Raw genomic sequence first — 13654 nt, 5'->3', positions numbered from 1 at the left:
AAAACTTTAAATATTCTTAATAAATCTTAATTTTAGAGGTGTTGATACCTCAGAATCTTATTCTGAGAGAAAATTAAAATGGATAACATAGAATCAAAAATACAATATTGTAATCATGAATTAGTCCTTTCTCATGGATTTACAACTCCAGGATTGGCAAGAGAAAGTTATCCTCTTGCAAAGATGATACAGGAAAATGGAGTAAATACAATCTTAACTCAAGTACCTTGGGCAAGAGACAGGTTATTTTTTCATGATGATGAAACATTTACTGAAATTAATCGTAGAGACCCTAGACAAGAGAGAGATTGTACTAATTATGCATGGCATGGAGGGGCTTATTTAATAGGAGATGGATTTATGATTGGTGATGACAATGGGATTCCTTCTGCAAGAAAAGAAACCCAGCGGGTGTTGGGTGTTGAAAGAGCAATATATATAAATATACTTGCAGGGATTAGGGAATTCGGAGAGATTCCTGTAAGTGGATATAGTGAATATTATGCTTCATATTCTAATCATATAGATCCTTATTATAATCTTGGTAATTTTAAAAGAACTTTGTTTACATGGGATACTTCTTTACTAGTTCCTATAGGTACAGAATTGGCTAAAGAATTTGGTTATGAATTAATAACTCTTCCTATGGATGAAGCAAAATATGCTGCTATTGGTTTTATAGAACTTGGAGATCATATGGTTGTTGACTGCAGAGCAGAACAAACCATGGGAATATTAGAACAAATTGGATATAAAATTCTTCCTACACCGGTTCCATTAGAAGAACATAATAGAAGGGGAGGAAGTTTAAGATGTGCAACAACAGAAATGCCTCCTCTTAAACATAAGATGAAATTCCATCCTTTTAAAGAAGGTCATTTAGAAGATGGTCCTGCAAGACATAGCCGTTTTTCAGATATTGAAGGTCATTTTATGATTATGAGCCGTGCAGAATTTAGAAGGTTAAGAGAACCTTTATTCTCTTCAAGTGTTTATGGATAGAGAATTATCTTTCTTTTATTTCAAAACCTTTTTTTGTCAGGTCTATTAGTTTAGAAGGTTTTCCTTTGATTTCTCCAACATTAATCATAAAATCTGTTTTAGATTTTATTCTATTATCTAAATCATCTATAGATGTCATAAATTCTCTTCCTGCGACATTTGCAGATGTTGTTACAATTGGTATGTCTAAGTCTTTTGCAATCTCACTTGTCCAGTGTTTTGGTATTCTAACACCCAATGTGTTTAATCTTTTGTTTACTGCTTTATCAACTGCATTTGGTGTTTTTAGTTTTAGGATTAATGTAAATTGTCCTGGGAGTTTTCTTATCCATTTTTCTGCTTCTTCACTTACTTCACAGTTTTTTCTTATCCATTTTTTAGAAGGCGCAATAATAGAGAAAGGCATTTTCCTTCTGTTTTTTGCTTTTCTTATTGTTCTTACTGCTTCTTGGTTTAGGGCACTTGATCCTATACCATAGATCGTGTCTGTTGGATAGATAAATACAGCGCCTTGTTCTATTCTTTCTAAAAATTGGTCCTTTTTTAGGTTGTATTCATCTCTATTTATTATCTCCATACCTATATGTATGTTTTTTTTGTTTAAAAAACTTTATGTTGTTTAGAATATAATATAGAAAGAGCACCCCTTCTTATTCAGAAGGGGGAGGTGTTTTACAAAGGGTTGGTGCCAGAAAACTGTAAATCAAATGAATCTTCTATAGATCTTATAGTTAATCCTTTAATTTGATTGTAAAATAAATTTTTAATTGTTTTATTGCTTAAGTCGATTTTAATCACCTCGTTTATTGAAAGCAAAAAAACTGCTTTCTTTAATTTGTTGGGGTTTATAACCAACAATATTAGATGGACTAGGTTGTTTATATATCTCACGCGAGGATGGCAAGTGGCAAATGGGATAGTTAGAATGCCTGAAATGTTAGAAATGGGTTGTTAGAACGGGTTTGGCATTTGCCAACAGTTATTATTCCTTTTTTGTTTGATATTTATTTAGGGAGATTTTTAGCCACTTGCCATTAGACATGCTCTCTCGTAAGATTTATATATGAATTAATTATATTAAGTAATATCATGAGGTGTATAGATTTATTTGCGGGAATTGGAGGAATAAGATTAGGATTTGAAAATGCTGGATTTAATACTGTATTTTCTAATGATTTTGAGCCTGCTTGTAAAGAAACATTTGATTTAAACTTTGATAATTCACCTTTAATAATTGAAGATATTAACAAAGTTGATATTGATTCTATTCCTGATTTTGATATTCTATTAGCGGGATTTCCATGCCAACCTTTTAGTATTGCAGGTCATAGACAAGGTTTTAAAGATTCTAAAGGAAGAGGTAATTTGTTCTTTCGTATTGTAGAAATTATAGAACAAAAAAGACCCAAAGTAATTTTTTTAGAAAATGTTAAAAATCTTAAGACCCATGATAATGGAAAAACTTTCAAAATTATTAAAGAAACCCTTAAAGAAGCAGGTTATTTTGTGAAGTCAAAAATAGTTAATAGCATGATTCATGGTGATTTGCCACAAAATCGTGAAAGAATTTTGATTGTTGGTTTTTTAGACGAAGAAGTCGCTGATAAATTCTCATTTCCAAAAGAAATAAAATTAACTAAAAAAATTAAAGATCTTTTAAAAATTAAGGTTGATGAAAAGTATTATTATAAGGGTAAACCTCTTTATGATAGATTAAAACAAGATGTTAAAAAAAGAAATACAGCATATCAATGGAGAAGAAGATAAAGTTCAAGCTAAAATTCTCAAATCTCTTGGTTTTACATATAGAGAAATAAGCGAATTAACTGGAATTGCTAAAGGTACATTAAAAACTTGGGACCATAAGGCCAAAAAGAAAGAAACTAAATAAAATGGAACTCCAAGAGATTATTGTAAGAGGAAGATTTATTTTCAATAATGCACCCAAAAGACTTGAAGTATACAAACAAATTAATGGACGACAGAGTGCAAAAGATATTGCAAAAAAAGTAGGGAAGCCTTTGGTTCCAACACTTAATGATTTACAGAAGATAAAAGATATAGGGCTTATCAAACCGAAGAAAGATGTAGGAGGTAAGCAGTTGCAGAAGAATAATTCAATTATTTATGAAAAAATACCTTTAGCTAAACAAATTTCAATTTCATATTTTGAAAATCCTATTAAAAAACAAAAACAGTTGAAACAACATCTCAAGAAAAAAATTACAAAAGAAAATAAAAGAATAACTACAATAAGTGTTCCTTTTGAGACTGGTATTCTTGATATATGTAAATCAGGAGAAAACCAACTCTATGAATTTAAGGCTGCTGGAACTGAAGTTAAAAAACTTACAAAAGAAATTGCTGCTATGCTTAATACTAAAATGGGGGGGATTATATTATATGGTGTGGATGATGATGGAGCAATATCAGGGACTGATAAAACAAGTCAACAGATGGATCAACCACTTCAAAATTGTGTTAAAGATAATATTGACCCTTCACCTATAATAAAATTAATACCAAAAAAAGTTATGGGTCAAGATATTTTACTCATCGTAGTCCCTCCTTGGGATAAAAATGACGTTTATCATTTCTCTGGTAAGGTTTTATTAAGAAAAGGTACAAACGTATTCACTGCTACTTCAGGCGAATCTAAGAAACTACATAATGGAGAATATGTAATTTAACTAAATATGTCCTATTAATTTTAGTTCTTAAAATATTTTTTGCTTATATTTATTACACAACAAAATTTATAAACTTCCCACAATTCTTTTCTTATTATGATAGAATTAGAAAAAACATATCTTTTGAAGGAAATTCCTTCTGGCCTAAAAGAATGCAAATCTAAAGAGGTTATAGACATCTATATTCCTAAAACTAGTGAACATCCAACTCTAAGAGTTAGAAAAAACGGAGATAAACTAGAGATGACTAAAAAAGAGCCTGTAGATTTAGGAGATTCTTCAATACAAAAAGAACAAACAATTATCCTAAGCAAATCTGAATTTGATGCTTTTATGAATTTTGATGGAAAAAAAGTACATAAGAGAAGATACTACTACAATCATAATGGAAGACAAGCTGAAATTGATGTTTTTCAAGGACCTTTAAAAGGTTTAATTCTAGCTGATTTTGAGTTTGATTCAAAAGAGGAAAAAGATTCTTTTGAAATGCCTGATTTTTGTCTAAAAGAAATAACACAAGAGCTTTTTATTGCAGGCGGAATGATTTGCGGAAAATCATATGAAGATATTGAAGAAAATTTAAAAAGATTTAATTACTTAAAATTGTTTATGGAGTAATAGATAATATGAATATTGAAAAACTTAGAATAATAAAATCTGATGAAAGAGGCTTTATGTATGATTGTGATAAACTAAATTTTATTTCAAGAAAAAAAGGAACTACTAATGCTGATCATTCTCATAATGTCCCTGAAATTCTTTATTTAGTTAAAGGAGAAGCAGAATTAACAATAGGTGATGAAACTAAAACTGTAGAAGCACCAGTTAAAATTGAAATTCCAGAAAAAACTCATCATAAATTAGTTGCTCTTTCAGATATTGAAATTCTTGAAGATAGAAAAAGTGAGTAAACTTTATATAAAACCAAAAACATCTATAATCTATGGAAATATTAAAAGAAATAAAAGACAAGGAATTTCCAGATGATGAATCAACTTTGAGAATTAGAGAAGCATCAAGAGCTATTCTTTTTGACGAAAATGAATTGATACCTTTACTATTTGTTTCAAAATTTAATTACCATAAACTTCCTGGTGGTGGTATTGATGAAGGAGAAGATAAAGAAAAAGCTTTAGTTAGAGAATGCCTAGAGGAAGTAGGTAGTGAAATTGAAGTTGGTGGTGAAGTTGGTAAAATCATTGAATTTAGATCAAAATTGAATTTAAAACAAATATCCTATTGTTATTATGGAAAAATTATTTCCAAGGGAGAACCTGATTTTACAGAAAAGGAATTAAGTCAAGGTTTCAAAATTGTATGGCTATCTCTTAAAGATGCAATTTCCAAAGTTGAAAATGATAAACCTGAAAATTACGAGGGTTCTTTTATTCAAAAAAGAGATTTATTATTTCTAAAAAAATTAGAAAAAACAAGAAAAGGTAATTATGAAAAAGATATCTAAAAAGTATAGCGGGATTTTGATGGGAGCAATAACAGGTTTATTTATGAGTTTTTTTATGTCATTAGTTGTTACATATCTTAATTTAGGATTTGTAAATAATTTTTTTCAAATGTGGGCGAGAGCTTTTATTATAAGCTTCCCAATAGGTTTTCCAATAGCTTTAGTACTTATGCCATTTGTTAAGAAAATTGTAGATAAAATTACTGAATAAACTTAGTTAATCATGTTCAACTTCTGGTGACATCACACAAAAACCAGGTTTTATTGTTCTTATTGAATTTAATCTTTCCATAACATCCCTTAAATTAACATCCCTTATGTTACCCCAATTTCCTCTTGATGCATGGTGATCAGGACAGAATTGAATATCTCCATTATTTTTGATAGTTAATCCAAAAGCATAAAGTGCACAGTGATTTTCCAAAGTACTAGATGGGGAAAATAAAGTATTATATCCCTGAGATAATTTAACTAATTCACTATCAAAAACATATTCTCCTGTTCTATTTCCAATTTGTTTCCATAGTTCTGGATTATTTCCTGCCCAGGTTACTGGTTTAACAGGGCGAACAAATAAAGGTATATCTCTATTTTTGCAGAGTCTTGCAATATCTGGAAGTTCATCTCTATTATCATGTGTTAAAACCATGTTTGCTATTATTCTATGAACTACTCCTTGATGTGTAGATTCTTCAGATCCTTTATATGTTGAAATAACTAATCCTAAATTCTCTGAGAACTTTTTAAACATATTTTCATTTGCATGATATCTTTTTGTAAAATATCCTGAATATAATGCATCCAATTTAATACCTATTGAAACATCTCTTGAAAATAAATAGTCAATTTTCTCTTTATCAAGATTTCCAGTTAAATTTGAGTATATAACTGTTGTCAAACCCAACCTATGTGCATGTTCGATAAGTGGATAAAAATCAGGATCTAAAGTTGGTTCGCCTGTTCCAGGTATAACCAAAGTTTTAGCACCCATTTCTATAGATTCATCTAATAGGTCTTTCTTTTCAACTAGACTAAGCAAGTCTTGGTTATCTTTTCCAATTAAGTCTTTATTGAAACACCAATCACAAGAATAGTTACATCGTGAAGATAAATCTAAGGATAACTGAGTAAAACCCCCTCTTTGGTGATTATCCATATAAACACTCATAGAATAATCATATCCTTTAAACAATTGAAGTTCTTTTTCCATACTATAGAGTAGTTACTATTAGTTATATGAAATTATGTTGTGGAAAATAAACGACAGATTTAAATATTCCATCATATTTTTATAGTGTATGAAAGAAGAAATACTCAAGTCCTTAGGATTAAGCGATAAAGAAATTAAAATTTATTTAGCAAATCTTCAGTTAGGCAGTAATCTAGTTCAGGAAATAGCAAACTTTGCAGAATTAAACAGAACTTCTGCTTATGATTTATTAAAATCTCTTGAAAAAAAAGGATTTGTTAGTTATACTATACAGTCAGGAAAGAAATTCTATCAGGCAACAAAACCAAACAAACTCCTTGATATGTTAAAAGAAAGAGAAGAGTTGGTGAAAAAGATACTTCCTGAGTTAAATTTTTTGACAGAGAGTGTTGACAAAAGACCGAATGTTGAAGTGTATACTGGCAAAAATGGGTTAAAATCAATATTTGAAAACATTCTTGCTGAAGCAAAATCTTTTTCCTGCATAGCATCCAAGAATCAGTTGTTAAAACTATTCCAATATTACATGCCTCATTTTGTAGAGAGAAGAAAAAAGAAAGGAATCAAAGTAAGAATAATCAGTGAAACACAACCAGTTGATAAAAAAGCACCATACAAACTAATTAAAGAGAAAATTAAAACTGCAACTTGGTTGTATAATGGAAAAATAGCAATGGTTTCTTTAGAAGAAAAAGAGCCAATAGGGATCTTAATCAACGAAAAGAATTTCTATGAAACACAAAAAATAATGTTTGATTTATTATGGAAAAATTTGGATTAAGATATTAAACTATTTTTCCCAAAACTCTTCTGCTTCTTTTTCCATTTTTTCCAGTCTGTCATAGTAATCTGGAAATTCGTTTAGATGAGCTAAGGCAATCTTTCCAGTTATTAGTGCATCATCATCTGTAACATTTGTTTCTGGATCTACACTTCCGTGCTCTAATTCTATGTCCATGCCTCTTCTAAACTGGTCAACATCAAATTTGTCCCAAGTAATTCTTAATTTTTCTCCAATTTCTTTTGCTTCTTCTTCTGTAAATTGTTTTTTCATAAACCTATAAATATAATAACTCATCTTTAAATCTTTCTGTTATCAACAACCAAACTTTTATATATAAGAAACATAAATCTCGTTAATCATACCTTTGCTAAGTTATTACAAAATCAAAAGATTTTTATATTTAACACAACCCACCAGCATTTACAGATAATAAAACAAATCACTAATTATTTTAAAAAAATTTAGGGGTTATTTACTGTTATGAATGATCAAAGCATAATACTTGTAGGGGGTACAGGTGTAGGAAAGTCTACTTTAGTTGAAGGACTAAGAGAAAGTTTTGATTTTTATTTAGTTGATAGACGCTCCTTAGTTGATAAATATGTTCTTCCTGCTTATGAGCAATATTTAAAGGATAATGGTATTGAATTTAAGAGAGATAGGGAACATCGTTTTGATTCAACTGCATGGTATAAAAACCAAGGAAATCCAGGATTGGCAAAGTTAGTGGAAAGAGAACTTTCAATTAATAATGGAAATTTGTTGTTAGTAGATAACTTAAGAGGACCTTTAGAAATAAAATATACAATAGATAATATCCCTGATTCTTTGTTTGTTGCTCTTGATGCTCCGGATGAAGTTAGAATCAAAAGACTTCTTGGGAGAAATTCTGATTACGATGGTTTAAAAGGAAACCAGAGAGAAAGATATCTAGAAGCAAAAGCAGTTATTGAAAAAGAGAGTAAAAATTACAATTTAGCGGAAACTTTTGAGATGCTAAGATTCTTAAAATCCAGAGCTATTTACATAGATACAAAAGACAAATACCCAGAGGAATGCCTAAGAATAACTCTTGATTTTGTTTTACATAGGTTAGGAGTTAATGATGAAACTAGATGAATTAAACACATATCCATTTAGTCTTCCTATACAGAATAAACTAACATGGGGTATAGGAAAAGGATTACAAAGCTTAGACCATGTGTTAGTAGAAGTAAAAGCAGGGGGTTTTGTAGGTTATGCTGAAGCGGTTCCTAGACCTTCCATATTACATGAGACACAAGAAAGTGTAATTACTTATTGCAAACAAATAACAAATAAATTAATTTTTGATTTGACAGAAGAAAACATTGATAATTTTTCTGATTTAGAATTTTCCAAAAATCAAAATTTAGCAGCAAAAGCAGCAGTTAATTGTGCACTTTACGATTTACTTTCCAAAATTAAAGGAATTTCTTTAAATGAATTAATAGGTTTACCAAATAATAAAATAGACAGTTGCTATGTTTTACCTAAACCTGAAAACGACAACGAATATATTGACCAATTAGAGGATAAAATTGCACAAGGAATTTTTGGATTTAAAATAAAACTTACAGGTGATATTTCAAGAGATTTTCATATTTTTGATATTCTGAATAAATTCACTGGATGCATGTTTTATTTAGATGGAAATGAGATGTATTCTCTTGACAACGCAGTCAAGTTGGTGGACCATGTATCTTCCATCCCAAACATATTATATTTAGAAGAACCAATTGATGTTTCTAATATAAAAGGCAGGCAAAAATTAATGGAGTATGTTAAAGAAAATCAGCTTTATATAGAAATTGTTGGAGATGATAGTTGTAAAACTTTTGAAGACCTTAAGAAACAAGTTGATTTAACAACTATATCAATGGTAAATATAAAAGTTCCAAGGACAGGAATAAGCGAAGGATTAAAGATTTTAGATTACTGCAAAAAAATTGATCTTCCTGTGATGATAGGATCACATGCTGGCTATTTAATAGCTTCATACTATTCATGTCTTTTAGCAAATCATGAAGCAGTAACATCTAAATTGAATGAAGTTATTTATTGGAATAATGTATCTAAAGAAAATGATTTTGTGGAAAGACCTAAAATTAAAAATAATCAGGTAAATTTTAATAATTTTCCCAAAATAGATATGAATAAAATAGCGGAGGCAATAAAATGAGATATCCAACAGAACTGGATTATGTTTTGAAGATAAGAGAAGGCCAGGGGCTTCCTAAAGATCCCCAATTAGGAGTAGTTTATGAATTTACAAAAACAATTGAGAGAATTTATCCTTTAAGAATACCAATATTGTTAGTTGATGATGATCTTAATGCATATGGAAAATGTGTTATCCTTCAAACTAATGTAGGAAAGGGAAATACTACTGGTTTGTATGAGATAGTCTCTTTATTTGACGAAGAAGAAAGAAAGATTTTCACAAAAGACATTAAAGAATCTTTTGAGATTGCAAAAACTCTTGAAGAAAGAATGAATCAACCTTGAAATAATAAATATATTTAAATATTGTAATAAGGCATATCTTGTTTGTTGATGCTTGACCCAACAGAACATATGAAATTTTTATCAACAACCAAATTTTATAAATGTTGAATTCAATTCATGAACCTACTCTAAAAGGATTAGATTTAAATAGTTATTTAAATAATTATGGGAAGAGGTGATATTATGAAACTAAAAAACAAGGTTGCTATTGTTACAGGTTCAAGAAGAGGTATTGGTAAAGCTATAGCACTTGAGCTGGCAAAAGAAGGGGCCAAAGTAGTTATTTCTGATATTGCTTTAAAAGAATGTCAAAATGTTTGTGAGGAAATAAGGAAGATTGGTTCAGATGCAATTGCTGTAAAATGTGATGTTTCTAAAAAAAGAGATGTAGACGCTATGATAAGAAAGACTATACAAAAATTTAAAAGAATAGATATTCTTGTTAATAATGCTGGTGTTGTTTCAATGAAACCTTTTGTCAAAATGACAGAAAAAGATTGGGATTTTACTTTGGATATAAACTTAAAAGGGGTATTTCTGTGCACAAACTCTGTCACAAAACAGATGATTAAACAAAAAAGTGGTAAAATAATCTCAATAGCTTCTATAGCAGGAGAAGTAGGATTTATGAATATATCTGCTTATTGTGCTTCCAAGGCAGGAATCATAAATTTAACAAGAGAGCTTGCAATTGAACTATCTCCTTACAATATTAATGTTAATGCAATAGCTCCTGGTATAATTGCTACAAAGATGACTGAGGATATGTTAAAGGATAAAAAAACAAAAGAGAGTTTGTTAGCAAATACTCCTCTAGGCAGAGTTGGTCAACCAGAAGAAATAGGCAAAGCAGCAGTCTTTTTGGCTTCAGGTGATTCAAATTTTGTAACAGGGCATACCTTGGTTGTGGATGGTGGATGGTTAACCCACTAAAACATATGAAATTTTTATCAACAACCAAAATTTTATAAAGACAGACAATCAAATATATCTTATGAATAATCAGCAACCTGTAACAAAAGAAGAAGCTACAAAGATAGTTCTAAAAGTGATTGTAGGAGCTATTGCTTTTACTGTAATTTTTATGTTTTTGGCATATGGTAAAATTCCAGTAAAACCTTTGTTAATAGCTTTGGCAATTATGGTGCCAATAATGGTTGTAAGTGGAATAATGGGGTATAAACATCAACCTAAAATAAGAAAAAAATCTAAAACAATACCTTATGTTTTTATCATACTTGGAAGCTTAATGGTGATCGTTTATGTTTTACAATTATTTATGATTGGCAAAACACCTGTAACCTATCTAAATATTGTAGTGGGGTTTGTATTCTTATTTATTGGAGTTTATAAACTAAAAAAATCACAATAACCAAAATTTTATAAAGGGATTATAAACACTAATAATCATGAGTAGTAGATTATATTCAAAAAGGGAAAGAGATAAAGCAAAGAAAGTAGCTAAAAGAAGAAGGCCTAGGTCTAGACCTAAAAAGAAAGTTTCAAAAATCTGTTAATTTCTTAGAAATTTATTTTATCATACCACTTAAACCTAAAATTTGGTATGTTAGACCTATTCTTGATTTTGGAATAATCCATTTTTGTATTAAATCATTATAGAAATGATCATAATCTCCTCTTACATGCATATATGGCTCAATAACCGGAGCTAGAATTCCTGTAAGATGATTCATATGCTCTCTTGTTTCCTCCTTATTTAAACCTGTTCTTTTAGAAACTTCTTCTACACTAAATCTAGGATAGAATCCCTTACCATATCTTTCTTTTAGTTCAGTTGTTCTGTTATGAATTGAGTGTAGAACTGGAATACTTTCTCTATCAACAGTTTTTTCAAAAACACCACCATTATTAATTGCATTTTGATAGGCATCAAAATTTTGACTATCAATATGAAATCCAGAATACCAATGTTGATGTCTACGAGCTCTATCTTCAACCCCTATTATTCCTAATAGATTTCTAAGAATTTTTTTTGCCTGACCAGGAGACCAAGTCTGACTTGCATAATGTAACCATTCTGTACGTTCGAAAGATGTAGATATCCTTCCATCATCATATCTCTCAATACTAAAATGACTTAACATTTCTATTTCTGCAGCACTAAGCTGAACACTATATTTTATTTGATCTCCTTCTTGAGTTACTGTAAAAACAGGAGATTTTACCCTAAGTCTGCTTCTTCTAATTTCGTTGTTTTCAATAAATAAATCTAGAGGAGGTATTTTTTCACTAATACCCTCTTCATCAACAACTTCTGCTCCTACTCCCTTAATACAACAAGCACCTCGAGCAAAGCTATGAGTACGATCTTTATTATAAGAATCCCATGCGTTTTCATCAAAGAAGATTCTCATTCTTATGATTTCTCTATCTGAATCAGAGAACTGAATTCTTGTTATATGATCAGGATACCCATAATTAGTTAGATTCAACAAATTTATATCTTCTCTACCATCAAGAATTTCTATAATTCGTCCTCTATTGATTTTTTGTGATGTACTTAATTCTAATGTATATTCTATATATTTTTCAAACCACTCTTTAGCTTCATGATAATTGTTTTCATCTACCTCAAAAGGAAGTCTAAACATATCAGGACGCCACATAAAAGGCCAATCTTTTGTTTCATGGAATTCAATATCTCTAGTTAAAGTTTCAAGATTTCTATTTATATTACTAATACTCTCATCTATATTACCTATACTTTCTCTAAAATACATCTCTAAACTTTTTAGATATGCTTCCAAGTCACCATAAACAAAAACAGTTTCTTGATATTGATAATCAATAGTATCCCCCATAAATTAATGAGAATGAAGATTGGTTTATAAATTTTTAGAAGTCAGTTAATTTCTTAGAAGGTTTATTATATTCAATTATTGATGTTTTACCTTCTTTTCCGCCTTCTATTTTTTTAATGGTAATAAATCTGGCTGTTTCTAAGGTTTTTAGTTTACGATAAAAACTTCTATAAGGATCTGTACCACCTTTTTGATGATACAACTCAAAAATTTCACCTGACTTTTTTCCAGGATGCTCTTTAATAACATCTAGTAATAATTTTGTTTGAGATTCTAAATCAGTGCTTTTTTTAATGCTAAAATCATCTATTTTTTTAAGAGCTTTATTGGCATGCTCTACTGAAATCTTTTTGTTTGATTCATTTTCAGCTGCCAAACCGGCTTCTCTTAATAAATGCAACCCAGTTCTAATATCTTGTGTTTCAAATGTTCTTTTAGAAATAATATCTAATGCAGAAGAATCAACAACAGAAGGGAAAAAAGCATAATTTGCTCTTTGCTTTAGAATTTCTTTTGTCTCTTTTAGATTATATGGCTCAAAACCAATATTATCTGCACCTAGTCTTGATCTTATTCTTTCGTCTACTTTTGATAACCATTCCTGGTAATTTGTAACTAATAAAATTGTTTTTTTGTATACGCTTTCAATTAAGAAATATAAAAAATCAAAATCCTCTATTTTGTCTATTTCGTCAAAACAGAAAACAGCAGATTTTTTATTGACCATGTTTTTAACAATTCCAAATAATTCTTCTGTGTTTTTATTATGTGTTAAATTATAACCTAGTTCTTCGCATATTGCGACAATTATCTTAAATGTTGTATTTTTCTGCCAGCAATTAATATAGATTGGAACAACATCATCTGATTCTTCTTCTAGTTCTCTAAACATATACTTAATTGTGGCTGTTTTACCTATTCCTGGTGAGCCATAGACAAGCAGATTTTTTCCTGTTCTTCCTTGAAGTAAAGGTTTGATGCAGGAAACAATATAATTTTGTTGAGATTCTCTAAAAGGCAATCTCTTAGGAATAAACTCTGTATCTAGAGCAGAATCATTCTTGAATAAAGTTTGGTCTGAGTGTAAAATATCTTTGAATAGCGCCATTTAAACCCCTAAAATAAGATAAAAACTAGAATATAAAAAGGTTTTGGGTT

The 13654-nt window shown here is 29.7% G+C and carries 19 protein-coding genes; 13 read left to right on the top strand and 6 right to left on the bottom strand.

All coding sequences use genetic code 11. From position 1 onward, the window contains the following. Nucleotides 1-78 precede the first annotated feature (78 nt). The gene (locus CEE44_01350; protein ID TKJ17163.1) at nt 79-1002 is read left to right on the top strand and encodes a hypothetical protein; all 924 of its coding nucleotides are present in this window, start codon (nt 79-81) and stop codon (nt 1000-1002) included. Nucleotides 1003-1006: 4 nt separating this feature from the next. Here the strand turns inward: CEE44_01350 and CEE44_01345 are convergent, their stop codons facing one another. Both CEE44_01345 and CEE44_01340 read right to left on the bottom strand, forming a co-directional pair. Further along, nucleotides 1007-1579 (bottom strand): threonylcarbamoyl-AMP synthase, encoded by a 573-nt coding sequence (locus CEE44_01345; protein TKJ17162.1) that lies wholly within the window; start codon nt 1577-1579, stop codon nt 1007-1009. Nucleotides 1580-1674: 95 nt separating this feature from the next. After that, nucleotides 1675-1857, bottom strand: a complete 183-nt coding sequence (locus CEE44_01340; GenBank protein TKJ17161.1) for a hypothetical protein — start codon at nt 1855-1857, stop codon at nt 1675-1677. 234 nt (nt 1858-2091) lie between these two features. On the opposite strand from CEE44_01340, the gene CEE44_01335 reads away from it, so the two are divergent. The 6 genes from CEE44_01335 to CEE44_01310 all read left to right on the top strand — a co-directional run bounded on the left by CEE44_01335 (nt 2092) and on the right by CEE44_01310 (nt 5365). Next, nucleotides 2092-2769 (top strand): DNA (cytosine-5-)-methyltransferase, encoded by a 678-nt coding sequence (locus CEE44_01335; GenBank protein TKJ17160.1) that lies wholly within the window; start codon nt 2092-2094, stop codon nt 2767-2769. 125 nt (nt 2770-2894) lie between these two features. Further along, a complete protein-coding gene (locus tag CEE44_01330; protein TKJ17159.1) occupies nt 2895-3692 on the top strand; it encodes a hypothetical protein in 798 nt (265 codons plus the stop codon). Nucleotides 3693-3788: 96 nt separating this feature from the next. Beyond that, nucleotides 3789-4310 carry a hypothetical protein gene (locus CEE44_01325; GenBank protein TKJ17158.1) on the top strand — a complete coding sequence of 174 codons (522 nt, stop codon included), beginning with the start codon at nt 3789-3791 and terminating at the stop codon, nt 4308-4310. A gap of 8 nt (nt 4311-4318) precedes the next feature. After that, nucleotides 4319-4603, top strand: coding sequence for a hypothetical protein (locus CEE44_01320; GenBank protein TKJ17157.1), 285 nt, complete (start codon nt 4319-4321; stop codon nt 4601-4603). Between the two features lie 32 nt (nt 4604-4635). Further along, nucleotides 4636-5154, top strand: a complete 519-nt coding sequence (locus CEE44_01315) for an ADP-ribose pyrophosphatase (protein ID TKJ17156.1) — start codon at nt 4636-4638, stop codon at nt 5152-5154. Nucleotides 5155-5173: 19 nt separating this feature from the next. Beyond that, the gene (locus tag CEE44_01310) at nt 5174-5365 is read left to right on the top strand and encodes a hypothetical protein (GenBank protein TKJ17931.1); all 192 of its coding nucleotides are present in this window, start codon (nt 5174-5176) and stop codon (nt 5363-5365) included. Nucleotides 5366-5371: 6 nt separating this feature from the next. Here CEE44_01310 and CEE44_01305 read toward each other — a convergent pair whose 3' ends face one another. Continuing rightward, nucleotides 5372-6364: a hypothetical protein gene (locus tag CEE44_01305; GenBank protein TKJ17155.1), complete on the bottom strand. Its 993-nt coding sequence runs from the start codon at nt 6362-6364 to the stop codon at nt 5372-5374. An 88-nt stretch (nt 6365-6452) separates the two neighbouring features. Here CEE44_01305 and CEE44_01300 point away from each other — a divergent pair, with 88 nt between their 5' ends. Then, nucleotides 6453-7145 carry a hypothetical protein gene (locus tag CEE44_01300; GenBank protein TKJ17154.1) on the top strand — a complete coding sequence of 231 codons (693 nt, stop codon included), beginning with the start codon at nt 6453-6455 and terminating at the stop codon, nt 7143-7145. 9 nt (nt 7146-7154) lie between these two features. Here CEE44_01300 and CEE44_01295 read toward each other — a convergent pair whose 3' ends face one another. Next, the gene (locus tag CEE44_01295) at nt 7155-7418 is read right to left on the bottom strand and encodes a hypothetical protein (GenBank protein ID TKJ17153.1); all 264 of its coding nucleotides are present in this window, start codon (nt 7416-7418) and stop codon (nt 7155-7157) included. 210 nt (nt 7419-7628) lie between these two features. Here CEE44_01295 and CEE44_01290 point away from each other — a divergent pair, with 210 nt between their 5' ends. The 5 genes from CEE44_01290 (at nt 7629) to CEE44_01270 (ending at nt 11046) form a co-directional block, all read left to right on the top strand. Then, on the top strand, nt 7629-8267 hold the full coding sequence (locus CEE44_01290; GenBank protein TKJ17152.1) for a hypothetical protein: 639 nt from the start codon (nt 7629-7631) through the stop codon (nt 8265-8267). Continuing rightward, entirely contained in the window at nt 8251-9348 is a 1098-nt protein-coding gene (locus CEE44_01285; GenBank protein ID TKJ17151.1) for a hypothetical protein, read from the top strand. Before CEE44_01290 ends, CEE44_01285 begins: the two co-directional genes overlap by 17 nt. Continuing rightward, the gene (locus CEE44_01280) at nt 9345-9674 is read left to right on the top strand and encodes a hypothetical protein (GenBank protein ID TKJ17150.1); all 330 of its coding nucleotides are present in this window, start codon (nt 9345-9347) and stop codon (nt 9672-9674) included. The genes CEE44_01285 and CEE44_01280 overlap by 4 nt, the downstream gene beginning before the upstream one ends. Before the next feature lie 183 nt (nt 9675-9857). After that, nucleotides 9858-10607 carry a hypothetical protein gene (locus tag CEE44_01275; GenBank protein TKJ17930.1) on the top strand — a complete coding sequence of 250 codons (750 nt, stop codon included), beginning with the start codon at nt 9858-9860 and terminating at the stop codon, nt 10605-10607. A 61-nt stretch (nt 10608-10668) separates the two neighbouring features. Continuing rightward, nucleotides 10669-11046, top strand: a complete 378-nt coding sequence (locus CEE44_01270) for a hypothetical protein (protein ID TKJ17149.1) — start codon at nt 10669-10671, stop codon at nt 11044-11046. Nucleotides 11047-11203: 157 nt separating this feature from the next. On the opposite strand, the gene CEE44_01265 is transcribed toward CEE44_01270, so the two are convergent. Both CEE44_01265 and CEE44_01260 read right to left on the bottom strand, forming a co-directional pair. Next, nucleotides 11204-12496, bottom strand: coding sequence for a hypothetical protein (locus tag CEE44_01265; GenBank protein ID TKJ17148.1), 1293 nt, complete (start codon nt 12494-12496; stop codon nt 11204-11206). A gap of 34 nt (nt 12497-12530) precedes the next feature. Next, complete coding sequence (locus CEE44_01260; GenBank protein ID TKJ17147.1) at nt 12531-13604, bottom strand: hypothetical protein; 1074 nt, start codon at nt 13602-13604, stop codon at nt 12531-12533. Nucleotides 13605-13654: the final 50 nt, after the last annotated feature.

The sequence above is a fragment of the Candidatus Woesearchaeota archaeon B3_Woes genome, from assembly GCA_005222965.1.
In the GTDB taxonomy this organism is placed as follows: Archaea; Nanobdellota; Nanobdellia; order Woesearchaeales; family B3-WOES; genus B3-WOES.
Note: the sequence above shows the minus strand (reverse complement) of the source record. Positions and strands in the feature narration are given on the sequence as shown.